Source organism: Mesorhizobium quangtriensis, from assembly GCF_040081925.1.
GTDB lineage: Bacteria > Pseudomonadota > Alphaproteobacteria > Rhizobiales > Rhizobiaceae > Mesorhizobium_K > Mesorhizobium_K quangtriensis.
Genome location: NZ_JBEBMF010000004.1, coordinates 269,006 through 295,095 on the forward strand (window position 1 = coordinate 269,006; position 26,090 = coordinate 295,095).

25 protein-coding genes are annotated in these 26,090 nt (G+C 62.3%); 8 read left to right on the plus strand and 17 right to left on the minus strand.

All coding sequences use genetic code 11. The features are described 5' to 3' along the window. The first annotated feature begins 14 nt into the window (after window positions 1–14). The 4 genes from rpsU to ABMA32_RS20875 all read left to right on the plus strand — a co-directional run bounded on the left by rpsU (window position 15) and on the right by ABMA32_RS20875 (window position 2,466). Window positions 15–275 (plus strand): 30S ribosomal protein S21, encoded by a 261-nt coding sequence (gene rpsU / locus ABMA32_RS20860; protein WP_349015725.1) that lies wholly within the window; start codon window positions 15–17, stop codon window positions 273–275. 150 nt (window positions 276–425) lie between these two features. Beyond that, window positions 426–1,274, plus strand: a complete 849-nt coding sequence (locus tag ABMA32_RS20865; RefSeq protein ID WP_349015726.1) for a tetratricopeptide repeat protein — start codon at window positions 426–428, stop codon at window positions 1,272–1,274. Window positions 1,275–1,416: 142 nt separating this feature from the next. Then, window positions 1,417–1,899 (plus strand): DUF992 domain-containing protein, encoded by a 483-nt coding sequence (locus ABMA32_RS20870; RefSeq protein ID WP_349015727.1) that lies wholly within the window; start codon window positions 1,417–1,419, stop codon window positions 1,897–1,899. An 81-nt stretch (window positions 1,900–1,980) separates the two neighbouring features. Next, window positions 1,981–2,466, plus strand: coding sequence for a DUF992 domain-containing protein (locus ABMA32_RS20875; RefSeq protein WP_349015728.1), 486 nt, complete (start codon window positions 1,981–1,983; stop codon window positions 2,464–2,466). 25 nt (window positions 2,467–2,491) lie between these two features. Here the strand turns inward: ABMA32_RS20875 and ABMA32_RS20880 are convergent, their stop codons facing one another. The 12 genes from ABMA32_RS20880 to ABMA32_RS20935 form a co-directional block, all read right to left on the minus strand. After that, window positions 2,492–2,893: a phytanoyl-CoA dioxygenase family protein gene (locus tag ABMA32_RS20880; RefSeq protein WP_349015729.1), complete on the minus strand. Its 402-nt coding sequence runs from the start codon at window positions 2,891–2,893 to the stop codon at window positions 2,492–2,494. 274 nt (window positions 2,894–3,167) lie between these two features. Beyond that, the gene (locus tag ABMA32_RS20885) at window positions 3,168–4,565 is read right to left on the minus strand and encodes an NAD(P)(+) transhydrogenase (Re/Si-specific) subunit beta (protein WP_349015730.1); all 1,398 of its coding nucleotides are present in this window, start codon (window positions 4,563–4,565) and stop codon (window positions 3,168–3,170) included. 1 nt (window position 4,566) lies between these two features. Then, window positions 4,567–4,989, minus strand: coding sequence for an NAD(P) transhydrogenase subunit alpha part 2 (locus tag ABMA32_RS20890; protein WP_349015731.1), 423 nt, complete (start codon window positions 4,987–4,989; stop codon window positions 4,567–4,569). After that, the gene (locus tag ABMA32_RS20895; RefSeq protein ID WP_349015732.1) at window positions 4,989–6,263 is read right to left on the minus strand and encodes a Re/Si-specific NAD(P)(+) transhydrogenase subunit alpha; all 1,275 of its coding nucleotides are present in this window, start codon (window positions 6,261–6,263) and stop codon (window positions 4,989–4,991) included. The genes ABMA32_RS20890 and ABMA32_RS20895 overlap by 1 nt, the downstream gene beginning before the upstream one ends. A 90-nt stretch (window positions 6,264–6,353) precedes the next feature. Further along, entirely contained in the window at window positions 6,354–6,581 is a 228-nt protein-coding gene (locus tag ABMA32_RS20900; RefSeq protein ID WP_349015733.1) for an aa3-type cytochrome c oxidase subunit IV, read from the minus strand. A 105-nt stretch (window positions 6,582–6,686) separates the two neighbouring features. Beyond that, window positions 6,687–8,012, minus strand: a complete 1,326-nt coding sequence (locus ABMA32_RS20905) for an ABC transporter substrate-binding protein (protein WP_349015734.1) — start codon at window positions 8,010–8,012, stop codon at window positions 6,687–6,689. A 92-nt stretch (window positions 8,013–8,104) separates the two neighbouring features. Then, window positions 8,105–8,254, minus strand: a complete 150-nt coding sequence (locus ABMA32_RS20910; protein WP_349015735.1) for a DUF3096 domain-containing protein — start codon at window positions 8,252–8,254, stop codon at window positions 8,105–8,107. Window positions 8,255–8,352: 98 nt separating this feature from the next. Beyond that, window positions 8,353–9,072, minus strand: a complete 720-nt coding sequence (locus ABMA32_RS20915) for an N-acyl amino acid synthase FeeM domain-containing protein (protein WP_349015736.1) — start codon at window positions 9,070–9,072, stop codon at window positions 8,353–8,355. Between the two features lie 241 nt (window positions 9,073–9,313). Beyond that, a complete protein-coding gene (locus ABMA32_RS20920) occupies window positions 9,314–11,623 on the minus strand; it encodes a putative bifunctional diguanylate cyclase/phosphodiesterase (protein WP_349015971.1) in 2,310 nt (769 codons plus the stop codon). Between the two features lie 141 nt (window positions 11,624–11,764). Continuing rightward, a complete protein-coding gene (locus tag ABMA32_RS20925) occupies window positions 11,765–15,232 on the minus strand; it encodes an indolepyruvate ferredoxin oxidoreductase family protein (RefSeq protein ID WP_349015737.1) in 3,468 nt (1,155 codons plus the stop codon). A gap of 201 nt (window positions 15,233–15,433) precedes the next feature. Then, entirely contained in the window at window positions 15,434–15,979 is a 546-nt protein-coding gene (locus ABMA32_RS20930; RefSeq protein ID WP_349015738.1) for a hypothetical protein, read from the minus strand. After that, the gene (locus ABMA32_RS20935; RefSeq protein ID WP_349015739.1) at window positions 15,972–16,577 is read right to left on the minus strand and encodes a CGNR zinc finger domain-containing protein; all 606 of its coding nucleotides are present in this window, start codon (window positions 16,575–16,577) and stop codon (window positions 15,972–15,974) included. The genes ABMA32_RS20930 and ABMA32_RS20935 overlap by 8 nt, the downstream gene beginning before the upstream one ends. Before the next feature lie 89 nt (window positions 16,578–16,666). On the opposite strand from ABMA32_RS20935, the gene ABMA32_RS20940 reads away from it, so the two are divergent. The 3 genes from ABMA32_RS20940 to ABMA32_RS20950 all read left to right on the plus strand — a co-directional run bounded on the left by ABMA32_RS20940 (window position 16,667) and on the right by ABMA32_RS20950 (window position 20,010). Continuing rightward, a complete protein-coding gene (locus ABMA32_RS20940; protein WP_349015740.1) occupies window positions 16,667–17,578 on the plus strand; it encodes a branched-chain amino acid ABC transporter permease in 912 nt (303 codons plus the stop codon). A gap of 114 nt (window positions 17,579–17,692) precedes the next feature. After that, window positions 17,693–18,277 carry a TRAP transporter small permease subunit gene (locus ABMA32_RS20945; protein ID WP_349015741.1) on the plus strand — a complete coding sequence of 195 codons (585 nt, stop codon included), beginning with the start codon at window positions 17,693–17,695 and terminating at the stop codon, window positions 18,275–18,277. Beyond that, the gene (locus tag ABMA32_RS20950; RefSeq protein ID WP_349015742.1) at window positions 18,274–20,010 is read left to right on the plus strand and encodes a TRAP transporter large permease; all 1,737 of its coding nucleotides are present in this window, start codon (window positions 18,274–18,276) and stop codon (window positions 20,008–20,010) included. The genes ABMA32_RS20945 and ABMA32_RS20950 overlap by 4 nt, the downstream gene beginning before the upstream one ends. 71 nt (window positions 20,011–20,081) lie before the next feature. On the opposite strand, the gene ABMA32_RS20955 is transcribed toward ABMA32_RS20950, so the two are convergent. Then, a complete protein-coding gene (locus ABMA32_RS20955; RefSeq protein ID WP_349015743.1) occupies window positions 20,082–21,191 on the minus strand; it encodes a TRAP transporter substrate-binding protein in 1,110 nt (369 codons plus the stop codon). A 265-nt stretch (window positions 21,192–21,456) separates the two neighbouring features. Here ABMA32_RS20955 and ABMA32_RS20960 point away from each other — a divergent pair, with 265 nt between their 5' ends. Continuing rightward, a complete protein-coding gene (locus ABMA32_RS20960) occupies window positions 21,457–22,230 on the plus strand; it encodes a gamma-glutamyl-gamma-aminobutyrate hydrolase family protein (protein ID WP_349015744.1) in 774 nt (257 codons plus the stop codon). 1 nt (window position 22,231) lies between these two features. On the opposite strand, the gene ABMA32_RS20965 is transcribed toward ABMA32_RS20960, so the two are convergent. From ABMA32_RS20965 to ABMA32_RS20980, 4 genes are all read right to left on the minus strand, one after another. Then, window positions 22,232–23,209, minus strand: coding sequence for a 2-hydroxyacid dehydrogenase (locus tag ABMA32_RS20965; protein ID WP_349015745.1), 978 nt, complete (start codon window positions 23,207–23,209; stop codon window positions 22,232–22,234). Next, window positions 23,206–24,228, minus strand: a complete 1,023-nt coding sequence (locus tag ABMA32_RS20970; RefSeq protein ID WP_349015972.1) for a LacI family DNA-binding transcriptional regulator — start codon at window positions 24,226–24,228, stop codon at window positions 23,206–23,208. Before ABMA32_RS20970 ends, ABMA32_RS20965 begins: the two co-directional genes overlap by 4 nt. A gap of 87 nt (window positions 24,229–24,315) precedes the next feature. Next, on the minus strand, window positions 24,316–25,200 hold the full coding sequence (locus ABMA32_RS20975; RefSeq protein ID WP_349015973.1) for a DMT family transporter: 885 nt from the start codon (window positions 25,198–25,200) through the stop codon (window positions 24,316–24,318). 172 nt (window positions 25,201–25,372) lie between these two features. Further along, window positions 25,373–25,843, minus strand: a complete 471-nt coding sequence (locus tag ABMA32_RS20980; RefSeq protein WP_349015746.1) for a MarR family winged helix-turn-helix transcriptional regulator — start codon at window positions 25,841–25,843, stop codon at window positions 25,373–25,375. Window positions 25,844–26,090 lie beyond the last annotated feature (247 nt).

Sequence of the window (26,090 nt, forward strand, 5' to 3'; positions counted from 1 at the left end):
AAGTAGGATCGCCCGTGCAGGTACTCGTCCGCGACAACAACGTTGACCAGGCGCTTCGCGCCCTGAAGAAGAAAATGCAGCGTGAAGGCATCTTCCGCGAGATGAAGATGCGTGGACACTATGAGAAGCCTTCGGAAAAGCGCGCCCGCGAAAAGGCTGAGGCCGTCCGCCGCGCCCGCAAGCTGGCTCGCAAGCGCGCGCAGCGCGAAGGCCTGCTGCCGATGACGCCACGTCCGGCTCCGGGTGCCGCTGGTGCGGGACGCCCGGCGCGCTGATCGCGCCCATTTTTCGTCTTTTTCCGGCGGTACGAGTTTCAAGGTGGGGGCGATGAGCATCGCCGCCACCTTTTGTTCATCGCGACTGGAGACGCGATGCGGGGACCAAAAAAACCGGCATCTTCGGTCCGGCATCTGAGGTAGAACGCGATGAATGCAGCCATTGTCGACCGCAAGCCGGCGATGCGGAGCGGCGCGATTGTGGCGGTACTTCTCGCCGGCGCCCTTCTCTCCGCCTGCCAAAGCTCCGGCCCGAGTGGCGAGCTGGCGACGATCGACACCGCCCAAGGCTCGCAGCAGAACATTGCGTCGCTGACGGCGGTCATCCAGCGCAACCCGCAGGATCCTGAGGCCTATAACGTACGCGGCTCGGCCTATGGACGCGGCGGCAAGTATCAGGATGCGCTGAAGGACTTCAACAAGGCCATCGAGTTGAAGCCGAACTTCTATCAGGCCTACTCCAACCGCGCGTTGATATACCGCTTCATCGGTGATCAGAACGCCGCGCTGGCCGACTACAATCGTGCGATCCAGCTCAATCCGAACTATGACGCGGCCTATATCGGTCGCGGCAATCTCTATCGCCGGGCCGGCCAGACAACTCAGGCGTTCAACGATTTCCAGAAGGCCATCCAGCTCGACACGACGGACGCCCGCGCCTACCACAACCGCGGCCTGATCTATCAGAGCCAGGGGCAGCACGCCTTCGCCATCGAAGATTTCTCTATGTCGATCTCCAAGTCCCCGGAGTCGCCCGAACCGTATAACGGTCGCGGCCTTTCCTATCTGGCGATGAACGATGACGACAACGCTTTCGCCGACTTCAACCAGGCTATACGCCTCGACGGCCGGATCGCCGAAAGCTGGGCCAACCAGGGGCTGGTCTACGAAAAGCGTGGCGAAAAGGCGAAGGCAGCCAAGTCTTACCAGCAGGCCGTGCGGCTCGACCCCAACTACAAGCCGGCCGTGGACGGACTGGCCCGCACCAAGGCTGGCTAGCTCCGTTCAGCGCCTGTTCCCTAAAATTGGAACCGGTTTCGCGAAAAACACTTAGGATAGTGGGTGCATAACAGCATCCGGCCCGGATTTTGCCGAAATGTTGCGGCCTATCCAGATTTCAACTTCAAAGCAGGATTTCCCCATGTTCAAGAAGCTCGCTTCCCTATTTGCCGCAGCCGCCATGACCGGCTTCCTCGCCGCTCCGGCCAGCGCGGGCGAAGGCGTCAAGCTTGGTGTGCTGACCTGCGAGATCGACGGCGGCGTTGGCATCATCATCGCGTCGCACAAGGGCGTTTCCTGTACCTTCAAGTCGTCCAAGGGCGGCGGCCGCGAATATTACACCGGCATGATCTCCAAGATCGGCGTGGATGTCGGCGTCACCCATCAGGGCACGCTGGCCTGGGCGGTCTTCGCCCTCAGCAGGAAGCACCAGGACGGCGCCCTTGCCGGCAACTACGTCGGCGCGACGGCCGAGGCGAGCATCATCACAGGCGGCGGCGCCAACCTGCTCGTCGGCGGATTCCAGCACTCCTTCACGTTGCAGCCGCTCAGCGTCCAGGCGCAGACCGGCCTCAATGCGGCGCTGACCGTCACTGCGATGAACCTAGTCCATTCGCTGAAGTAACAGCTCCAGAAGGAGTTGCCCGATCGGCGGCGGAACTCTCGGCTATGATCCGAGTTGTTGCGGGAACTTAAGGAGATCATCATGAGACCTTTTCTGATCCTCGCAGCCTCCACGGCAATTCTTGCGGCTGTCGCCACGGCCAACGCGCAAAACGAGGGCATCGAACTCGGTGTCCTCGACTGCACCGTCGAGGGCGGCGCGGGGTTCATTATCGGCTCGACGAAGGATGTCACGTGCGCGTACACGCCGGCCGATGCGAATTTTGCCGCCGAGACCTATAGCGGCAGCATCGACAAGTTCGGCCTCGACATCGGCACCACCGGCGAAACCAAGATCACCTGGGCGGTGCTTGCGCCGAGCAGGGATATCTACGCTCCCGGCGCGCTCGCTGGCGATTATGTCGGCGCGAGCGCCGAGGCCTCGGTGGCGGTCGGCGCGGGAGCCAATCTGCTGGTCGGCGGTTCGAACAAGTCGTTCACGCTGCAGCCGCTCAGCCTCCAGACCCAGACGGGGTTCAATCTTGCCGTTGGTGTCACCCAGTTCAAGCTGCGCGCGCCAGCCGGCTAGGGTGGTCGCCTGAAGCTTTAAGAGGTCATAAAAGCCAAGTCAGCGGCGGCGGAAGCTTATCGCCGCTGTAGTCGGCATGTAGGACCCGCCGGCGTGTGGGGTTAGCGGACCTTTCCGACTTGTGGATCGTCGTCAGGCGCATCGCCAAGATCTCACCCGCTACCGCTTCGCAGCAGATGGCTTCAACAGCGCGGGCGAATCCCAGCACCTTATTGGCGGGCACGCGGCCGAGCTTGTGAGACCCCGGCACAATATCCAGTGCACCATTGTCGGCACCCGTGTCGTCGAGATGAAGCCTGAGGGTGAGCATACCCTGGAGCAACACCTCTGGCGGCTCGACATGGTTCATTCCATTCTTGACGTTCCAGTTGCCAAAGCCTTCGACGTCATGACGCTCGGCGACCGCTATCGTGCGGTCCGATGCCATGGAACGGCCCAGTTCATCTCAGGTGTCTTGTCGAAGAAGAGCACGCGAACTGGATGCGCCAAGCGGCCAGCAAGCCGTGAAGCAATCGCTCCCATAATCCCCTCGGGAGCGATCAGCTTTTTGACGGCCGGCGGGACGTCTGCAGTTCTAATACCGGGACGTCCAGACAAACCGGTGTCGAAGGCCGCCGCCACCGTTGCCAATTCGGACGAAGAGACCACCTCGCCTACAAGTTCGGCCCCGTGATCGTCAAAACTCAGATCTGCTGCGCGCCTCAGTGGTCCAGAGCCTTGACGATTTCCTCGGTCATCTTCTTGGCGTCGCCCAGCAGCATCATGGTGCCGTCCTTGTAGAACAGCGTGTTGTCGATGCCGGCATAGCCCGAGCCGAGCGAGCGCTTGACGAACAGGCAGGTGCGCGCCTTGTCCACGTCGAGGATCGGCATGCCGTAGATCGGCGACGACTTGTCGTCGCGGGCCGACGGGTTGGTGACGTCGTTTGCGCCGATGACATAGGCGACGTCGGCCTGCGCGAACTCTGAATTGATGTCCTCCAGCTCGAATACCTCGTCGTAGGGGACATTCGCTTCGGCGAGCAGCACGTTCATGTGGCCGGGCATGCGGCCCGCGACCGGGTGGATCGCATACTTCACTTCGACGCCCTTGGCCTTCAGCTTGTCGGCCATCTCGCGCAATGCGTGCTGCGCCTGCGCCACTGCCATGCCGTAGCCCGGCACGATGATGACCTTCTGCGCATTGGCCATCAGGTAGGCAGCGTCATCCGCCGAACCCTGCTTGACCGTGCGCTCGATGCCATCGTCGGCGGCGGACGCCGTCTCGCCGCCAAACCCGCCGAGGATAACCGAGATGAACGAGCGGTTCATGCCCTTGCACATGATGTAGGACAGGATCGCGCCCGACGATCCGACCAGCGCGCCGGTGATGATCAGCGCCAGATTGCCGAGCGTGAAGCCGAGTGCCGCAGCCGCCCAGCCCGAATAGGAGTTCAGCATGGACACGACGACCGGCATGTCCGCGCCGCCGATCGGGATGATCAAGAGGACGCCGAGCAGCAGCGACACCGCTACGATCAGCCAGAAAATGGTGAAGCTTTCGGTCGAGACGAGCATCACGATCAGCACGACCAGCGCGATGCCGAGCACCGCGTTGAGGAAGTGCCGGCCGGGCAGCATGATCGGCTTGCCCGACATGCGGCCATCGAGCTTCAGGAAGGCGATGACCGATCCGGTGAAGGTGATCGCGCCGATGGCGACGCCGAGGCTCATCTCGACCAGCGCCTGGCCGTGGATGTCACCAGGCACGCCTATGCCGAAGCTGGCCGGCGCATACATGGCAGCCGCCGCGACCATGACGGCGGCGAGGCCGACGAGGCTGTGGAAGGCGGCGACAAGCTGCGGCATCGAAGTCATGGCGATGCGCCGCGCGATCACCGCGCCGACACCGCCGCCGATGGCAAGGCCGAGCACGATCAGCCCCAGACCCTTGGCGCTCGGGGTCGCCAGCGCCAACGTCGTGCCGATGGCGATCGCCATGCCGATCATGCCGAACAGATTACCGCGCCGGCTTGTCGTCGGGTGCGAAAGCCCTCTCAGCGCCAGGATGAACAGGATGCCGGAGACGAGATAAAGGAAGGAGGCGACGTTCTGGCTCACGTCACTTCTCCTTCTTCTTGTACATCGCAAGCATGCGCTGCGTGACGAGGAAGCCGCCGAAAATGTTGACGGCCGCCAGTACCAGCGCCACAAAGCCGAAACCGGTTGCGAGCCCTGACGCCGAAATGCCGACTGCGAGAAGCGCGCCCACCACGATAACCGAAGAGATCGCGTTGGTGACGGCCATCAGCGGCGTATGCAGCGCCGGCGTCACCGACCAGACGACGTAGTAGCCGACGAAGATCGCCAGCACGAAGATGGCGAAGCGGAATATGAAGGGATCGACGGCGCCGCCCGAAAGCGCATGCGCCGCATCGCCGGCCGCCACGGCGGCACCGTTGTCTATGTTGGCCACCGCCGCACGGGCAACCTCCATCGCGCGATCGATCTGGTCGAGCGCCTGTTCCAGCGCGGTCTTTTCCATCACGCCTCTCCCTTTGCAGTTCCAGGCTTTTTGGGCGCTGCCGGCTTCTTGGCTGCCTTCTTGGGCGCAGTAGCGGCATCGGCTACCAAGGTCGTCGCGGGGATAGCGGCCGGCTCAACGACGGGTTCTGCTGGCGACGCCGCCTTGGCGAAGGCCTGATGCACGATCTTGCCGCCATCGGTCAGCATCGTCGCCTTCACCAGTTCGTCCTCGCGATTGACCGCAAAAGTCTTGGTCGCCTTGTCGACCATCGTCTCCACGAAGGCATAGAGGTTCTTGGCGTAGAGAAGCGACGCCGATGCGGCCACGCGGCCGGGCATGTTGAGATGGCCGACGATCTTCGCACCATTGGCGGTGGTGACGACCTTGCCGGCTTCTGAGCCCTCGACATTGCCACCGCGCTCGACCGCAAGATCCACCAGCACCGAACCCGGCTTCATCGCGGCGACCATCGCGGCCGACACCAGTTTTGGCGCAGGCCGGCCGGGGATCAGCGCCGTGGTGATGACGATATCCTGTTTGGCGATATGGTCGGCCACCAGCGCCGCCTGCTTGGCCTGGTATTCCTTCGACATTTCCTTGGCATAACCGCCGGCAGTCTCGGCCGCCTTGAACTCGTCGTCCTCGACCGCCAGAAACTTCGCGCCAAGCGACTGTACCTGCTCCTTCACCGCCGGACGCACGTCGGTCGCCGTAACTACGGCGCCAAGGCGCCTTGCTGTCGCGATGGCCTGCAGGCCGGCGACGCCGACGCCCATGATGAAGACTTTCGCGGCAGGCACCGTGCCCGCAGCCGTCATCATCATCGGTAGCGCGCGGTCGTATTCCGCGGCCCCGTCGATCACCGCCTGATAGCCGGCCAGATTCGCCTGGCTCGACAGCACGTCCATGACCTGCGCGCGCGAGATGCGCGGCATGAATTCCATCGCGAAGGCGGTAACGCCGGCTGCGGCAAGGGCTGCCACGGCGGCCTCGTTGCCATAGGGGTCCATCGTGGCAATGACCGCCGAGCCCTTCTTGTAAACCTTGAGGTCCGAAGCGGTCGGCCGCCTGACCTTCAGCACGAGGTCGGCGCGGCTGGCGTCAGATGCCTTGCCGATCAAGCCGCCCGCCTTGACGAATTCCTCGTCGACGATCCGCGAACCGAGACCCGCGCCGGCCTCGACGATGACCTCGAACCCAAGCCCGACAAGCCGCTTCACTGTATCCGGCGACGCCGCGACGCGAGGTTCCCCGCCCTCGGTTTCCTTGGGGATAAATGCAATCTGTCCCACCGCAAAATCCTTTCGGACGCAACCTTACCCAACGTTAGGCGCCAGACGGACTAAGTCGTCGCGCCGGCCGGAAAAACCGGCTACCGGAAGCTAGCGCAGCAGCGCCCAGCCGACAGCGTAGACAAGGATGAGGACGATTGTCGCCGAGAAGAAGCCGGCGCTTGTGAAGAAGCCGAACGCCATGGCGATCAGCAGCGCCGCACAGAACAACGCTCCATATTTGGAAAGCGCGATGAACATGGAATAGGTCTTCTCATGTTCGGGGTAGTCCATCTGCGCGCCCGTTTCCACGGGTCCGGTCGGCGAGTGGTCGGCCATTTGATCCTCCGGGAGTCCTTAACGGCACATAACGAAAAGCTGCGCCAAGGGCAATGGCAGGATGGCCATCGCGACCGCGACAAAAACCACCGTCCGTCGGTGCTTCTACAATCGGCATTCGTCGTTCATGGCCCAGGGGGCGTTGGCCTGCGCAAAGGCGTTGGCCTCCTGATCGACGAGCGAGGCAATCCCGGCCTGGTCAGCATGCAGCAGGTCCGAAGCCTTGACGAACCTGCTGCCATCCCATTCGAGCATCCAGGCGCCGGAATGGCCCGTATGATCCTCGCAGGATGTGGCGAAGGGAGCGATCATGCCGGTAATCCCGATCTGCGCCAGCCGGTCCTCGTCGAGCTTGAGGTTCTCGAACCCCCAGCGCAACTGCTCCGCATTGACAAGCCTTGTGTCGAATTGCTCCTGCGCGGCTCGGATGGCCTCGACGGTGAACATCGAGATAAGAACGCCGCGCTGGTAGAAGACCGAGTCGAACTCGCCCTCCCCGATCTCGGTCTTCTTCGGATCGAGGACATACTTCCTGATGTCCTGCATGGCCTGTGCGTCCGGGACCGGAAAGTTCCAGGACAGCGCCCTGTACCCCTTTCCGGCCTCGCCGACGGTCTTCAGGTCGCCGTCATGGCCCGACCACCAGATACCGACGAACCTGTCCATCGGGAATTTCGTCTTGACCGCCTCGGCAAGCGCGCCGGCGTTCATCGCACCCCAACCCCACATCAGCACGTAGTCCGGGTTCTCGCGCAAAATTTCCTGCCATTGCGCCGCCTGGTTGAGCATCTCGCGCGGCGCGACCGGGACGAAAAGAAGGGTGAAGCCGTGTTTGGCGGCAAGCGCCTGCAGGAACGGGATGGGTTCCTTGCCATAGGGCGCGTCCAGATAAAGCAGCGCGATCTTCTTGTCCCGCAGCGTGTCGAGATTGCCGCCAGAAAGATGGCGCAGGATCATCGACGCGCCGTCCCAATAGGACGCCGGCATGTTGAACGCCCATTTGAAGGTCTTGCCATCGGCCATCGCGGAGAAACCATAGCCTGGCGCCAGCAGGGGAATGCGGTCGGCATTGAGCCGGGGCAGGATTTGGGACGTTATGCCGGTCGACCAGGGCTGCACGACAAGACCAGTCGCCTTGGTCTTATCGTAACATTCCACGCCCTTTTCCGTGGAATAGCCCGTTTCGCATTCCTCATAGCCGAGCCTGACGCCGTTGATGCCGCCGTCGCGCTCGTTGATCATCATCATGTAGTCGCGCTGGCCATTCATCAGCGGCGTGCCGGTCGAGGCAAAGGGGCCAGTCCTGTAGGACAGGTTCGGAATGCCGACGATGTCCTCGGAAGAGGCAGAGCCGATCGAAAAGCTTATCGCGGACATCGCGACCAGCACAGAGGCCGCAAACGACCCGAGAGCGTTCCTAACGCCTACCATATAACTTTCCCAATCGCCGCCGTTTCGCGAATGTCCTTAGACCAAGGCAGCGGAATAGAGAATGCTTGCCGACGCCTTTCGGGAGCTGGAAATCAGCTCGCCAGTTGCGGGAACAGCCCCAGCAGACCGACGATGATCAGGTAGAGAGCGACGATGTAGTTGAGGAGGCGCGGCATGATCAGGATCACCACGCCGGCGATCAGGGAGATCAGCGGGGTGAGCGGCAGGTTGCCAATGTCCATCAGGATAGCTCCGAACTGCGGCGCGAAAGATTCCAACGCCTGTCAGCGGCATCTATAGCGCCGGCATCGGCATAGCCGCAATCGCCGGCGAGAGCGCGTCAGGCTGCCTGATTGTAATATTTGGCTGTCGGCAGGATCGTCAGAGGAGCCAGTTCGCCCTTCGCCGGCTTGGCGAAAAGCATGCGCTGCTCCACGGCCGTCGACTTGAAGAACGGAAAGCGCTTCAGGACAGTCTCGCGATTGATGGCGCAGTTGGCGTCGTAGAGCATCACCGGCACGCTGAACGGCGGATAGGCTCTCGGCTCTCCGACCTGAACTGCACCAAAGACGCGCCGATAGAATGCCGTGTGTTCCTGCCGCACCACGCCGATGCAACTCGTCGCATCGAAATGGACGCTGGCGACAAGGCCCAGCCGCAGCGTGAGATAGGGCAAGGCCCTGAAAGGCGAGCGATAGTGGGGCTCGCCGGCGAAGAGCGTCGGATTGATGAAGCTTTCCCCGCGCTGCAGGCGTGGCCCGATCACATCCGGGAACGTCTTCATGATCGGACCGTAGGGTTGGTCCTTGGTGACGTGATGGATGCGGACCGTGCTGGCGAGCTCTCCGTCGATGAAGACGCCGAACCTGTAGCAGTTCGGCGCATCGTCGAGGTCGTCAGTCACGGTCTGCGCGCTGGATTCCTCGATGAAGCCATGCACGCGATAGGCCCTATAGCGAAGCCTGTAGATCGCCTCGATGTCCTCAGCCGCCTCGCAGCGACGATACTCGGTCCTCTCGAGCAGTTCCGTGACCTTGTCGGCAAAGGATGCTTCACCCACCGCCGCATTTCCGAATTGGTTTTCGCCCGTGACCGCGCGAAGTGACCCCGACTGCAATGCCATACTCAAACAAGCCTCGTATGCCCGCCCGAATTCACGGTACGGCAATCGCTAGATATGTAAACTTTTAATTTAGATGCAACGCATTTACGCGAGGTTAACCTTAACAAGGCGTAAATTGATTAAAATACAGGGCAAATGGCGTTAACCATTCCCTTACTCGCAATTCAGACTGTTGGGATTAGCGCGCGCCTTCGCGCTTGGCGTTTTGCATGTCCTTGGCGAAAGGCCATACGGTCGTCGACATCGTCTCGATGCCTGACGCTGTAAGCGCGGAGCCGAACAGGAAGCCCTGCACGAGATCCGGCTTCACCTCATGCGAAAGTATTCGCAGTTGTTCAAAAGTCTCGACGCCCTCCATCGTGACCGCCAGCCCCAGCGAACGCGAGACGTTGACGACGCCCTTCAGCAGCTCGAGCGAGCGCGAGTTCTGGCCGATGTCCATCAGGAAGCTGCGATCGATCTTGACCTTGTCGAGCGGCAGCTTGTGAAGATAGCTGAGGCTTGAATAGCCGGTTCCGAAGTCGTCCAGTGCTATGCGCACGCCGAGCAGCTTCAGTTCCTCGACATATTGGCGCGTCAGTGACTTGTCGTCGAGCAATGCCGTTTCGGTGACCTCGATCTCAAGCCGGTGCGGAGCCAGGCCCGAGGTCGCGAGCGCATTGCGCACCCTGTCGATCACGGCGCGGCTGCGGAAGTCCTTGGCCGAAAGGTTCACGGAAACGGTGATCTTCTCGGGCCACCGGGCGCATTCCGCGCAGGCCGCCTGCAGCACGAAATGGCTGATCTCAGAGATGATACCCATCTCCTCAGCAAGCGGGATGAAGACCGCTGGCGATATTGGCCCGAGGTCGCGATGCTCCCAGCGGCAAAGCGCCTCGCAGCTTGCGATGCGCATCGTGTCCATCGCCACGATGGGCTGGTAGACGACACGCAGCGAGTTTGTCTCGACCGCCGCCCGCAGGTCGGCCTTCATCAACTGGCGGCTGCGGAACGCCTCGTCCATCGTGGCTTCGAAGAGCCGCCATCCGTTCTTGCCCAGCTCCTTGGCCTTGTAGAGCGCAAGGTCGGCCTTCACGATCATCGCGTCGACATCCGTGTCTCTTACGCGCGAGATGACCGCGCCGCCGCTGGCCTGTATCCGCAACGCGTGTCCGGCGACGTCGATCTCACCCTGGAGCCCGGCGAATATCCTGTCGATGATGCCGGACAGGTGGCTTTCATCCTCGACGTGGTCGATGAAGATCATGAATTCGTCACCGCCGAACCGGCTGACCTTGACCGTGTCGCTTGCAAATGCCGCAAGCCGCTCGGCCACGGCATAGATCAGGCCGTCTCCCACCGGGTGGCCCAGCGTGTCGTTCACGCTCTTGAAATCGTCGAGATCGAGAACCGCCAGTCCGCAGCAGCGATCGCGATCTCCGGTGAAAAGCGTTTCGACCACCAGTTCGTGGAAATAGGCGCGGTTCGGCAGGCCGGTCAGGCTGTCGTAACGCGCCATGGTGCGGACTTTCTCCTCCGCCTCGACGCGCTGTGTGACATCCTCGAAGGTGATGACCCCGAGCTGCTGGCTGCCCTCGCGGGCGGAGAACTCGAAATACTGGCCGTTCGAAAGCGAAACGAGGACCTTTCGGTCCCGGCCTTCGCTCAGTGCTCGTGTCAGTTGCCCTTCGATGAATTTGCAGTCCTTCAGGGCGAGCATGCCTCCCGCCACGCCCCGCATCAGCAATGAGTGGATCGTTCGCCCGAGCAACGCGTCCGGCGAATTGAAGGACATCAGGTGCGCCGCTTCCGCATTGGCGACGACCACCCTGCCGTTCGAGCTGAGCATCACCAGCCCGTGCGACATGGTGTTCAGCGCCCGGTTGAAGCGTTCGGCAATGCGATTGGCCTTCTTCTCCTCACTGAGCGCGGTGAAAAGCACTGTGCGCACCAGGTCGCCCATCTTGTTGATGGTGAAGATGAACGGAATGATGAAGAGCCCGAGCATGAAATTGTAGAAGTCGCCCTTGAGCATCAATCCGAACGAGATCGGCAGCAGCACCGAGAGCGACAGGATGATGACCATCTTGCGCGAGCCGAAGTTGCGCCCGGCGATGGTGATCGTGCTGGCCAGCACGACCGAGATCGCGGCGATCTCGCCGAAGCTGTCCGGCACCACGTAAAGGCTGACAAAGGCGAAGATGCCGACGCAGAAGCCCTGCACCGTGCCCCAGAAGATGTAATAGCGCTCCCAGCGCTGGGCCGCCTCGTATCCGACGATCGTTTCCCGGTCGACGCGCAGGATCGACAGATAGCGGCCAAGGCTGGCAGCCGCCATCAGGATCGCGAGGACGATGTAGATCGGTGCGCCGGTCTTCCAGTAGACGAGAAGGCCGATCAGTCCCTGTGTCAGGGCGCCAAGCAACAGGATGACCGCGCCGGTAAACAGCGACCGGACGAAGCCGAGATAGATGTCTTCCGATATGTCGTCGGGCTTGTTTGTTTTCATGACCTGCGGGGCCGAACTCGCCGAGGTCATGCCATATTCGCCTTAAGAAAGGCTTAGAACTTGCCTTTCGACAAGGGGCAAACAAGCCTGAACCCATTGCAAATCAAGGAATCTTCGGTTCCGGTAAACAAGCCGTATCCGTCATTCCGCAGCCTGCAGCGCAGAGGCTGTGGCAGGCTCTGAAAGCCGCTTGATCAGCCTTCCCCGCTCGACCGAAGCCGTATCGGCGCTCGCCCGTTTGACATGGCCGTAGCCCCGGATGAGCGACGGCACGGAGGCAAGCGCCACAGCCGCATCCAGTTGCTTCGCCGAGAGCCCCTCAAGGATAAAATCGATGTCCTGCTCGTATTGCGCAAGCAGGTCGCGCTCGAATCGACGCTCCTCCGTGTAACCGAAGATATCGAACGCGCCGCCCCTGAGCCGCTTCATCTTTGCCAGCAGCTTGAACGCCGGCATCATCCATCCGCCGAAGCTGGATTTCCTTGGCTTGCCGTCATTGCCCGTGCGTCCCAGAATGGGCGGCGCCAGATGAAATTCGAGTCGGTCAAACGACTGAAATTCCTTTGAAATCTGTCTTTCGAAGGAACCGTCCGTATAGAGCCGGGCGACCTCGTATTCATCCTTCACGGCCATCAGCTTGAAGAGATTCCGGGCGACCGCTTCGCTCAGGTCGGCAGAGCCTGCGACAGCCCGATTTTCCGCCTCACGCACCCGTTCAAGACGCTCGACGTAGCGCCCGGCGTAGCGCGCGTCCTGATAGGCGGTCAGGAATTCGGCGCGGCGTTGAACAATCTGGTCCACGGACTGCGAGGGCGACGCTTCCATCCCTGTCTTGCCAACAAGTTCGTTAACGAACTCCGGTTCGTGCGCGGCGCGGCGGCCCCACCGGAAGGCGGCGATGTTCATCTGCACAGCCTCGCCGTTCAGCTCAATCGCCTTTTCAATAGCCTCGGTCGTGAGTGGCAGCCCGCCATACTGGCAGGCGAAGCCGAGCATGAACATGTTGGCGCCGAGCGTGTTGCCGAAAAGGGCGGAGGCCGTCCGCGTCGCATCGAAGAAATGCGCGTGTTCCGATCCCGCCGCGTCCCGGATCGCCTTCTTCAGCCGCTCCACCGGCAGCGAATAGTCGGCCGAGCGCGTGAAGTTTCCAGGCATCACTTCCGCCGTGTTGGCGACGAAGATCGTGTGGTTTTCACGGACGGCCGCCAGAACCTTGCGCGCGCCGGAAACAACGAGGTCACAACCGAGGATCAGGTCCGCCTTGCCGGCGGAGACGCGGATCGCGTGGATGTCCGCTGGCGTACTGGCTACCCGCACATGGCTGAAGACCGACCCGCCTTTCTGGGCAAGGCCGGCCATGTCGATCATGCCGCAGCCCTTGCCTTCAAGATGCGCGGCCATGCCGAGGATGGCGCCGATCGTCACCACGCCGGTGCCGCCGACGCCATCGACGATGCAGGCCCAGCCGTCGCGGTCGAGCGGAAAAATCTCTGCGTCCGGCACCCCGTGGAGCGGATCGGCATCGCCGGCACGCCCCTCGGACTTGCGCAGCTTCGCGCCATGCACGGTCACGAAAGACGGGCAGAAACCGTTCAGGCAGGAAAAATCCTTGTTGCAGCTCGACTGATCGATCCGGCGCTTGCGCCCGAACTCCGTTTCCAGCGGCTGGATCGACACGCAGTTGGACTTGACGCCGCAGTCGCCGCAGCCCTCGCAGACGAGTTCGTTGATGATGACCCGCTTGTCCGGATCGGGATAGGCGCCGCGCTTCCTCCTGCGCCGCTTTTCCGCCGCGCAGGTTTGGTCGTAGAGCAGCACCGAGACGCCCTTGATCTCGCGCAGTTCGCGCTGGATCAAGTCGAGATCGTCGCGATGGCTGAAGGTCGCGCCCGCAGGAAACATCCTGCGGTCGTATTTTTCGGGATCGTCCGACACGACCGCGATGCGCTGCACGCCCTCGGCGTGGACCTGTCGTGCAACCATGTCCACCGTCAGCCCGCCCTCAACCGGCTGGCCGCCGGTCATGGCGACCGCGTCGTTGTAGAGGATCTTGTAGGTGATGTTCACGCCCGCCGATATCGCGAAGCGCAGGGCCAGCACGCCGGAATGGTTGTAGGTTCCGTCGCCGAGGTTCTGGAACATGTGCTCGCGCTTCGAGAAGGGAGCCTGCCCGATCCATTGCGCGCCCTCGCCGCCCATCTGCGTGAAGCCGATGGTGGAGCGATCCATCCACAGCGCCATGAAATGGCACCCGATGCCGGCGCCCGCCACCGAGCCGTCAGGCACTTTTGTCGACGTGTTGTGTGGGCAGCCCGAACAGAAGAAGGGCGTACGCGACCCGATATCCTTCGTCTCGGCCAGCATCGCCTGGTATTGCCTGAGCCGCGACACGCGCGCCGCGATTTCCTCCGACGGCCCGATCACACGCAACACGCGCTCGCCAAGCGCGATGGCGATGTCGTTCGGATCGAGCGCGCCCTTCACGGGGAAAAGCCAGCCGCCAAGTTCGTCCTTCTTGCCGATCACGGTAGGCTGCATGGCGGTGCCGTAGAGGTCCTCGCGGACCTGCACCTCGATCAGCGACCGCTTCTCCTCGACCACCACGATCATGTCGAGACCGCGCGCGAAATCCTTGATGTGCTCGATATCAAGCGGCCAGGGGCACCCGACCTTGAACAGCCGCAGGCCGATCTCGTTCGCCCTCTCTTCGTCGATACCGATGTCCTCCAGCGCCTGGCGAACGTCGAGATAACTCTTGCCGACGGTGATGATGCCGAGCTTCGGCCTGCTGCCGCCGGAATAGACGATGCGGTTGATGCCGTTCGCTCGCACGAAGGCCGCCGCCGCCGCACGCTTGTATTCGTGCAGCCGCGCCTCCTGCCCGATGAAGTCGATCTCGTGGCGGATGTTCAGCCCGCCGGGCGGCATATCAAATTCGGGGATGATGATTCCCAGCCGCTCCAGCGAGGCATCCACCGAAGCCGTCGATTCGATGTTGTCTTTCACGCATTTGATCGCAGCCCAGGTCCCCGCGAAACGCGAAAGCGCGAAGCCATAGAGCCCGTAGTCGATCAGTTCCTGCACGCCGGCAGGATTGAGGATCGGGATCATCGTGTCGACGAACAGGAATTCCGTCGCGTGTGCGTTGGTGGAGGATTCGGCCGTATGGTCGTCGCCCATCAGGGCGACCACGCCGCCATGCTTCGAGGATCCGGCGAGATTGGCGTGGCGGAAGACGTCACCGGATCGGTCGACGCCCGGCCCCTTTCCGTACCAGATGGAAAACACGCCGTCGTGCTTGCCTTGGCCCAGCAGTTCCGTCTGCTGCGATCCCCAGCACGCGGTGGCGGCCAATTCTTCGTTGAGGCCGGGCTGGAAGACGACGTCGGCAGATTCAAGCTGTTTTCTGGCGCGCCAGAACTGCTGGTCGAGACCGCCGAGCGGCGAACCCCGATAACCGGAGACGAAGCCTGCCGTGTTGAGCCCGGCCCGCCTGTCGCGTTCGCGCTGCATCAGGAGCAGGCGCACGATCGCCTGCGTGCCGGACAGGAAGATGCGCTCCTTGCCGAGGTCGAACTTGTCGTCCAGCGTCACGTCGTGAAGCGTCATCGGTCACATCCTCTGCGGAGGTCTGCCTCGAGAACTCGGGCAGGCCAGCGTGGGTTGCGTCGGGTGAAGTGTTTCCCCGCAGCACGGCGAGGTCAAATGAATTCGCGGCGAGCCTAAAAAGAGCAAGAGCAGGCGTGCCTTTAGGCTGGCGGCCGAAACAAAATGTCCGGCGGTCGACCGTTCGCGCACGATTCGAGCCGACTAGCCAGCCTGCTTGCCGGCCGCGTCGGAAGGACAAGGCAGTTTTTCGAGATTTGGCAGCTTGCCGCCGGGGTGTCCGGCAAGCTCGGGATTCGGCGTATAGACCGGTCCGACCACCAGCGGCTTGTCCGGCAGGATGCTCTGGTCCTCGGACGAGGTCATGGTCGTCTCGATCGTCTGCCGCACCGAACCGTCTGCCGCCTCGATCCGGATTGACACCTTGTACGGCCTGTCCTTGACCACGCAGCGCAGGGGCGGGCTTTCGATCGTCGCCTTCTGCAGTTTTGGCCAGATCTTCTGTTGCACGACGATGTCCTCGCCGCCGGCCGGATCCTCGAAACTGGCAACCGCCGTTTCCCCCTCCTGCATCGGCTGCAGCGGCGCGAGCCTGACGAGGTAGGTCGCGGTCGCCACCCGGTAGTTGAAGACGAAAAGCTTGCCGATGATCTCGTAAGGCTCGCTCCCCGTATCGCGGCACGCCGCCGCGCCGAGAAGCCCTATGAGGGTCAGCGCGGCGACCACTTTGCAAAACCACTTCTCAGCCATGCGAAACCTCGGTCGCCTTGCTCCGCTCATAGTGCCTGCGGGCTTTATGACGGTTCCCGCAGACAGCCATGTCGCACCAGAGCCGGCTGGCGTTGCGGCTCCTGTCGACGAACAGCCAGTTGCAGTTCGGGCAGATGCGGATCTTCCGCCATTCGTTTCCCGAAAGCAGCGACAGGGCCGATACGCCGAGCGCCGTCTCGAACCGCAGCGGCGTCGCCGGATCGCCATAGGGTCGCTCCGCCCCGCCGACCATCTCGCTTGCGCCATCGAGGCAGGACGCCGCCGCCCTCAGCACGGCGGGCAGCAACGCCGTATCCAACTGGCCAGACAGCACCGCTTGCCGGAAAAGCCTGTCCGCAGCTTCCCTGAGCGCGATCACCCGGCCAGCCGCCGCCTCGGAATTTTCGAACACCGGCGCCCGGCCACCAAGCTCGGCTGGCCGGAAAGTCCTGGCCGCCTCGGCAAAGCGTGAAATCTCGGCACGATCCTCGAACCGGTCGAACGACCGGTCGGCATGTCCGCGCAGGACGAGCGTGTTGGTCGTATCGAGCACGAGCACGCCGCCCGAAAACCGATGCTTGTTCCAGAGAACTGCCATGTCTCAAATTCTAACCGGTAATATGCATTTGACAAGTTAGGTTTCCTGCGATCAATCTCCAGCTTCGCCCGCCGGGAATCCCGGAAACGATGCCCTATTTTTTCCAGCAACTGCTGAACGGCCTGCACTCCGCAGCGCTCTATGCGTTGCTGGCTTTCGGCTATGTCCTGATCAACGGCATGCTGAAGCGTACCAACCTCGCGCACGGTCCCGTCTTTGCCTTCGCCGGGCAAACACTCATCTTCGCTGCCGTCTTTGGCTGGAACGTCCTGTGGCTGACGCTTCCTGCGGCGGTGGCGCTCGGCGTGTTCGCGGCCTTCGCCTATTCGGCTCTGGTCGCGACAATCCTGTCGCGCAGCGTTTTCCTTCCACTCGCGAAGAGTACACCCAACGCCATCGTCGTCGCCACGCTCGGGCTCGCGCTGGTGCTGATGGAACTGGCGCGCATCGCCGCCGACACCCGCGACTTCTGGCTTGCGCCTGTCCTCGCGACCCCCATCGTCTTCTGGTCCCACGGCGGGTTTCAGGTCACGCTCACCCTCATGCAACTCGTCAACTGTGCGCTCGCAGTGGTGGCCATTGCCGCGGCAGCACTCACCCTGGCGCATTCCAGCTTCGGCCGGCACTGGCGTGCGGTCAGCGACGACCCGGGCGCGGCCGCGCTTTGCGGCGTCGACACCGCAGACGTCTTCCGCTGGTCAGTACTCGCCGGGTCGATGTTTGCCGCACTCGCGGGCGTCATGGCCGCGCTTTATTACGGCAACATGAGCTTCGGAACCGGCATGGTGTTCGGGTTGAAGGTTCTGTTCGTCACGGCTGCCGGCAGCTATCGCGATCCCGTCCGAGCCGCGGTCGGCGCGGCCTTGTTCGGCGTCGCCGAGTCCCTTTGGGCCGGTTATTTCCTCATCGAATGGCGCGACGCCTGGATGCTGGGCTTCCTCGTAGCGCTGCTTGTCCTGACTCGTACAGGAGAAGAAACACACGACCGGCAGCCGCGCTGACCGTACGTCATAGACTATCGCCTTAGGCGCTTCTTGTTGACGCTTGGCACACCGGGCGGCATACCGATGATGGCCGGCGATCCACAACGGACCCGGTCGACAAGGGAGGATTTCATGTCGGGCTTGCTCGCTCTGTCCCGCTTCATCGATCGATTCAACGAGATTGTCGGCAAATCCGTTTCCTGGCTGATCCTGGTTGCCATTCTGGTCAGCGCCGCAAACGCTGTCGTGCGCAAAACCCTCAACACATCGTCGAACGCCTGGCTGGAATTGCAGTGGTACCTTTTCGGCGCCGCCTTCCTGCTGGCTGCCGCCTACACGCTGAAGCAGAACGAGCACATCCGGATCGACATCGTTTACGGCGCGTTCTCCCGCCGCGTGCAGCATTGGATCGATCTTCTGGGGCACATCTTCTTCCTCATGCCCTTCACGATCCTGATGATCGCGTACTTCATTCCCTATGTCGGACAATCCTTCAGGTCTGGCGAAATGTCATCCAGCGCCGGCGGCCTAATCATATGGCCTGCCAAGGCGTTGCTTTTGGCAGGCTTTGTCCTGCTGGGGCTGCAGGGCATTTCTGAGATCATCAAGAAGATCGCGATAATGCGCGGTGTCATTGAAGACCCGACACCGTTCATCTCGGCGCATGAACAGGCTCAACTCGACGCCAAGGCACTCGCTGAGGAGGTGCGCAAGTGATCGAGTTCATCGCGCAGAACATGGCGCCGATCATGTTCGTTTCGCTGATCGTCTTCCTGTTGATCGGCTACCCGGTCGCCTTCTCGCTTGCCGCCAACGGCCTGCTCTTTTTCTTCATCGCGGTCGAACTGGCGCCGTACTCGAACGACACCATCACCCTGTCCTGGCCGTTGCTATACGCGCTGCCCGAGCGCTTCTGGGGCGTCATGTCCAACGAAACGCTGCTGGCGATACCCTTCTTCACGTTCATGGGAATCGTGCTCGAGCGCTCCGGCATGGCGGAAGATCTGCTCGACACGATCGGCCAGTTGTTCGGCCCGATCCGGGGCGGCCTCGCCTATGCGGTCATCCTTGTCGGTGCCTTGCTTGCGGCAACGACCGGCGTTGTCGCAGCCTCGGTCATCGCCATGGGATTGATCTCGTTGCCTATCATGCTGCGCTACGGCTACGACAGGCGCGCAGCATCCGGCGTCATCGCAGCCTCCGGCACGCTGGCGCAGATCATTCCGCCATCGCTCGTGCTCATCGTTCTTGCCGACCAGCTCGGCCGGTCGGTCGGCGATATGTACAAGGGCGCGCTGATCCCGGGCCTCGTCCTGACCGGCATGTACATGGGCTACGTCCTCAGCCTTTCTTTCTTCAAGCGTGACTCGATGCCGGCCCTGCCGCCCGAGGCACGTACGCTCGGCCACGGCGTCACCTCGCTGGCCGTCGCGCTGCTGGTCTGCGTCGCGCTGGCCTACGGCGCCCACGTTTATCTTTACCCGACACAAGGGGCGAACGCCGACATCCTCGGCGCGACGGTCGGCGTCATCATCATCTACATCTTCGCGCTGATAGATCGCGGCATGAAACTGAACATCATGTCCCGCCTCGCTCAGCAGGTCATCATCGTTCTGATCCCGCCGCTCGCCCTGATATTCCTGGTGCTCGGCACCATCTTCCTCGGCATCGCCACCCCAACGGAAGGCGGCGCGATGGGCGCAGTCGGCGCGCTCGTCATGGCCGCTGCGAAGGGACGGCTTACCCTTGACGTCATCCGGCAGGCCCTGGCCTCCACGACGCGGCTGTCGGCCTTCGTCATGTTCATCCTCATCGGCGCGCGCGTCTTCTCGCTCACCTTCTACGGCGTCAATGGCCACCTGTGGGTGGAACATCTTCTGGTGTCGCTTCCGGGCGGTGAAACCGGCTTCCTCATCGCCGTAAACTTCCTCGTCTTCTTCCTCGCCTTCTTCCTCGACTTTTTTGAACTCGCCTTCATCATCGTGCCGCTGCTTGCGCCGGCGGCCGACAAGCTGGGCATCGACCTGATCTGGTTCGGCGTCCTGCTCGGCATCAACATGCAAACCAGCTTCATGCATCCGCCCTTCGGCTTCGCGCTGTTCTACCTGCGGTCTGTCGCCGCGCGCGTACCCTATCTGGACCGCATCACCGGCAAGCAGATCGCGCCAGTCACCACGGGGCAGATTTATTGGGGCGCGGTTCCCTTTGTCTGCATCCAGATCGTGATGGTGGGCCTGACCATCGCCTTCCCGCAGATGGTCATGCACTACAAGGGGCCGGTCGTGGATCCCGGCGATGTGGAGATCGTCCTGCCTCCGCTTGGCGGAAGCGATGTGCAGCCGGGACTTCCCGACCTCGGATTGCCGCCCTTGGGCTCGCCTCCCGTGGATGCGGTGCCACCGCAGGCCTCGCCACCGGCCAACGACCTGTCCGCTCCGCCGAAATTCTGATCTCTCGCCGGAGGCAAAAAAACCCCGGATGGCTTCCATCCGGGGTTTTTCTTGATCGGTGCGCCGGCAGACTAGAGCTTGGAGCTGCGCTGCTGCATCATCATGAAGGTATCGTAGTTGTATTCGGCGATCTGCATGTTGAGGTAGTATTCCTTGCGGAATGCCACGATGGAGTCCCAGATCTTCTTGAAGTTGGCGTTGCTCGCCATCATCTCGGCATAGACCTCGTTCGCCTGCTCGAAACAGGCGGTCAGGATCTCGTTGCTGAACGGACGAAGCTGGGCGCCGTTGGCCACGAGGCTGCGAATCGCGGTCGGATTGAGATAGTCGTACTTCTGCAACATGTTCGCGTCCGCTGCCTGTGCGGCTGTGTGGACCAGCGACTTGTAGTTCGCCGGAAGCGCTTCGTACTGCGCCTTGTTGAACATGAGATGCACGGTCGGGCCGCCTTCCCACCAGCCGGGATAGTAGTAGTAAGGCGCAACCTTCTGAAACCCGAGCTTCTCGTCGTCATAGGGTCCGACCCATTCGGCGGCGTCGATGGTGCCCTTTTCGAGCGCAGGGTAGATGTCGCCACCGGCAATCTGCTGAGGCACCACGCCGAGGCGCTCGACCACCTTGCCTGCGAAGCCGCCGATGCGCATCTTCAGGCCCTTCATGTCAGCGACGGTGTTGATTTCCTTGCGGAACCATCCGCCCATCTGCACGCCTGTGTTGCCACCTGGCAGACCATAGAGCCCCTGCGTCGCAAGGAACTCGTTGAACAAGTCGATGCCGCCGCCATGATAATGCCAGGCGTTCATGCCCCGGGCGTTCAGCGCGAACGGCACTGCTGCGCCGAGAGCCCATGTCGGGTCCTTGCCCCAGTAGTAGTATGCCACCGTATGGCAGGCTTCGACGGTTCCTGCCGCCGCAGCGTCCGCGGCCTGGAGGCCGGGGACGATTTCACCTGCCGCAAACACCTGTACGGTAAAATTCCCGTCGGTCGCCTCCGACAACATCTTCGAGAAGACCTCGGCGCCGCCATAAATGGTATCGAGCGACTTCGGAAACGAAGACGTCAGGCGCCATGTGATCTTGGGGCTGGACTGGGCTATTGCCGGTGCGGCCAGCGCCGCAGTGGCGGCGGCGGCACCGATGCCGGCGGTGCCGGCCTTCCTGATGAATGAACGACGATCCATGTAAAAACCTCCCGGAATTGGATCCTCCCGGCCTAACCCTGCGGAAACCCTTGATTTCCTTGGGCGGCGGTAGAGGCCGACAATACACACGGCCTATCCCAAGTCCAGCATGGCAGGACTGTCCGACCGCCTGTTGGCCGGCATCTAGAACTATAGTAGTGCATCCACAGGCGTCGTATTCGTCCAGCGATCAAGTTGAGATGGATTTGGTGCGCCCTATCGCCTATTTGATAGGCAATTGAACATCATGACTTGAGCGCCACCGATGCTACAGCCCCTCGTCGCCGTCTCCACCGACGTCAAGCATGTCGACAATTACGATTGGCACGCTGCGCCCAAGCAATATCTGGAAGCGGCGATCAGCGCTGCCGGCGTTTTCCCCGTTCTGGTGCCTTCCTTTGGCGATCGCCTCGACCTCGACCAGCTCCTGGCTTCCGTCGACGGCGTGCTGATGACCGGCTCCCGGTCCAATGTCCACCCATCGCTCTATGGCGCCGAGGCGACCGAAGCCAACGGCCCGTATGATCCGGCGCGGGACTCCACAACCCTGCCCCTGATCCGCAAGGCGATCGAGTACGGCGTTCCGCTTCTCGCCATCTGCCGGGGCATCCAGGAATTGAATGTGGCGCTTGGCGGCACACTCGCAACAGAAATCCAGGAGCGTCCCGGCTCGCTCGACCACCGTGCTCCTGTGTCCGAAAACCAGGACGAGCGCTTCGGCATCCGCCAGAGCGTATCGATCAAGCCCGGAACCTGCCTCGCCGGCGTCTTCGGCGCGGGCGACATCATGGTCAATTCCGTGCACCGCCAGGCGATCGACCTGCCGGGCTCTCGCCTTCAGGTGGAGGCCGTCGCCGCGGACGGCACCGTGGAGGCCGTATCTGTCAAGGATGCGCGCGCCTTCGCCGTCGGCGTCCAGTGGCACCCGGAATACTGGGTGCATTCGGACAACAACTCGGCAAAGATTTTCCGCGCCTTTGGCGATGCGGTCCGCGCCCACGCGCTGGCGCGAACCGGCGTACAGACTGCCGCCGAATAAGCTATTTCGGCTTGACGTGGGCGGTCTCAGGAACCGCCGTAACCGGCTTGCCCTCCGCGAACCACGAAATCAGGTTGTCGACGACGAGATCGGCCATCGCGTTGCGCGTGTAGATCGACGCCGAGCCGACATGCGGCAGGAGCGAGGCGTTGGGGACATCCAGCAACGCCTTGGGCACGTTCGGTTCATCGGCGAAGACGTCGAGCCCGGCCGCGAAGATCGTGCCATCGGCCAGCGCCTTTGCCAGCGCATCCTCGTCGACCGTGCTGCCGCGACCGATATTGATGAAGACGCCGTTCGGCCCGAGCGCCTTCAGCACCTCGGCATTGACGGCCTTGGCCGTCGATGCCCCGCCCGGCACAACGCAGATCAGCGTATCCACGGCCTGCGCCAGCGAGACCAGCGTCGGATGATAGTCATAAGGCAAGCCCTCGACCTGCCGCCGGTTGTGATAGGCGACCGACAAGCCGAACGCCTCCAGCCGTCGCGCGATCGCCTGCCCGATGCGGCCCATGCCGAAGATGCCGGCCTTGCGGCCGCGCAGCGTTCCCGGTGTCAGCCGGTACGGGCCTTCCTTTACCCAGCGGCCCTCGCGCAGGTAGTTTTCCGCCTTCGGGAACTCGCGCACCGTGTTGATCAGCAGTCCAAGCGCCGTGTCCGCCACTTCCTCGGTCAGCACGTCAGGCGTGTTGGTAACCATCACGTCGGTTTTGCCGGCATGCGCTGCATCGACCGAATCGTACCCGACGCCAAAGCTGGCGACGATTTCGAGCTTCGGCAGCTTCTCCATGAACGCGGCGCTGATTCCGCCAAAAGCGGCGATCCCGCGCACCTTGCCCGCCACCTCCGCCGGTATCTTGCCGGGATCGGCGGTATCCATCGTTACCATGTCGAAGGTCTTGCGGATGCGCCCGGCCGCATGCTCGTTCAGCTTGCCGGGCACGAGGATGGTGATCCGGCTTAGGTCTTTTTCGGTCATTGGCGTTCCACTGGTTTCGCGGTTGATTGCCGGACATGCAGTTCCGGCCTGATGAGTTCCTGCGAAGGGTTCACGGGCTGTCCCGAAAGCTTGTCGAGCAGCGCCCGCGCCGCCCGTCTCCCCACTTCGCGCTGGCCATTCCAGACCGTTGTCAGCGCCGGCGTCGCAATCGCCGCTTCCTCGAGGTCGTCGTACCCGGTCACCGAAATGTCGATGCCAGGGACGAGGCCGGCGCGCGCGATCCCGTTCATCAGCCCGATCGCAACGAGGTCGTTCCAGCAGACGGCGGCGGTGGGATGATCCTTCAGCGCCAGAAATTGCCCGGCCGCCTCGAAGCCTGCCTGCTTGGTGCGCGGCCCGGAGATACGCCAATGCGGCTCAATCTTCAGGCCGGCGGCGTCCATTGCCCGGACATAGCCCTGGTAGCGGTCGCGTCCAGTCGATGTCTGGTCGGTTCCGCCGATCATGGCGATGCGCTTGTGGCCGAGCGAGATCAGGTGGTTGGTGGCCAAGCCAGTGCCATAGGCGTCATCACCGCGAAAAACCGGCACCGCCGCCCCTTCCACGCTACGCGCGATCAGAACCGCCGGCAGCCCGTTTTCCTCGGCAACGACGATGTCCTCTCGCGGCGTCCCAATAGCCGGCGACATGATAACGCCGTCGGCCCCAAGCTGCAGCAGCGTGTCGATGAAGGTGCGCTGCTTTTCGAGCTGGTCGTAGTGGTTGGAGAGGATGAAGGTTTGCCGGCTGCGGTCCAGTTCACTTTCGATGGACCGCAGGATTTCGGCGAAGAACGGATTCATGATGTCATGGACCACGACACCGACGATTCCCGATCGCGAGGTGCGAAGGCTGGCGGCGCGGCGATTGTAGATGTACCCGATGGCGCGGGCGTGATCCTTGATCTTGTCGCGGGTCGCGTCAGCCACCAATGGGCTGTCACGCAGGGCAAGCGAGACGGTTGCCGTCGAGACGCCGAGCGCATCGGCGATGGTCGAGAGCTTGATCTTCTGTGCCAGTGCGCCCTCCCTTCCCGGCCCCCGAAGCCTTTAAAAACCGTCTTTAAACTGTTTAAAGACGCGCATAGGCCATCAGGGGCGGTCGGGTCAAAGCTTTTTTGCCAGTTCCTCGTCCTCGGCGTTGGGGACAGCCGTTTTGCTCAGGCGCAGGCGGTGTTCGCGATGGATGATGTAGAGCCCGCTGGCAACGATCACCGACGCTCCAACCAGCGTCCAGATGTCGGGCAGTTGGTCGAAGACAAGCCACCCGGCGGCAATCATCCAGACCATCTGGAGATAGGGGTAAGGCGCAAGCGCGGAAGCCGTGGCAATACGATAGGCCTTGATCAGGAACCAGTGTCCCACGGCTCCAAACAGGCCCAGCGACAGCAGCACCACCCAGTGCATCACGTCATGCGGCAGCGTAACCGCAAAAGGCAGCGCCGGCAGCAGCAGGACAACCGGCACGAGCGCCGAGTAGAGGATCATGCTTTCAGCCGTCTCGGTCGCTGACATTCGCCGCGTCATGATGACATAGAGGCAGTAGGACAGCATTCCGCACAGCGCGTAGAGGTGTCCCACCTCGAACGTTCCAACACCCGGACGCGTGATGATCAGCACCCCGACGAAGCCGGCGAGGATCGCTATCCACCGCCGCCATCCCGCCCACTCGCCGAGCAGTGGCCCGGCAAGCGCAGTCACGACCATCGGGCCAAAGAAGGCGATCGACGTGGTTTCGGCGAGCTGCAGCGTCTGCAACGCCATGAAATTGAAGATGGTCGAGCCGAAAAGCATCGCGCTGCGCATTACCTGCGCCGGAAGGCTAACGGCACGAAATCGCCCGGGGTTCTGCCATCCCCGCAACAGGAAAGGCACGGCTATGAGATGGACCGCATAGCGCATCCACGCGACGAACAGCGGCGCGATGCCGGCAAGCACGAGATATTTCGCGCCGGTATCCAGGAACGTGAACAGGATGAAGACCACGATCATGTAGAGGATCGCGGCAGGCGGTGTCGCCAGATCGGGAGGTGTCGGTTTGCTCAAGGCGCGGCCGCTTTATGCCAGTCGCCGTCTTGTGGTCGAATCCGCCTCGCCCCGCAACCGACAAATGTTGCGGCCTGCCATGCAAAATTTCGCGATAGGCCGGAGCCGGATTCGGACGCTACTCCTCGGCTTCCGGCTCGTCGTCGATTTCGACGAGTTCGGAGTTGGAAAGATTGGCCTCGACGCGCGCCAAAAGCTTGGCGAGCGCCTTCTGGTCTTTCTTGTCGAGCCCTTTCAGAGCCTGCTTTTCCGTCTTGCGCACTGATTTCTCGATCGCCTTGATCGTTTCCTGACCCGCCTCGGTCAGGAAAATATGGGCTTGGCGCGCATCGTGATCGGAAGCTCGCTTGTCGAGGAAACCCTGCGCCTGCAACCTGTTGATGGTCTTGGTGATGGTCGGCGGGCGTACCCCGAGCCGCGACGCAAGCTGGCCTGGCGTCTGGCCGTCCTCGCTGCTCAGCGCCAGCATGATTTGGTCTTGGCCCGCATAGAAGCCGTGCGTCAGCAGCCTTGCAGCGAGTGCGGTTCTCGAAAGCCTCGCCGCCGATTGCAGCCGGCTCATGGTCTGGCTCTTGTTCGTCTTGGACATATGCGTCCCCCAATCGACCCGTCCACCCGGAAAATCGCCGAAACGCGCCTTTTCGGGCAGTTCACGAAAATCTTTGCCGGCAAGCAAAGCTTGCGACCGCACGCTAATGCCAGAGCGAGATAACAGTTAGATGACAAACGAAAAGCGTATCGAGAATTTCGACGCCTTCAAGCGGTTTCGGGACTTGAAAAACGGCCTGTACCGCCCTCGGTGGGACGTGCAAAACGAAAACCGCCACACTATATGG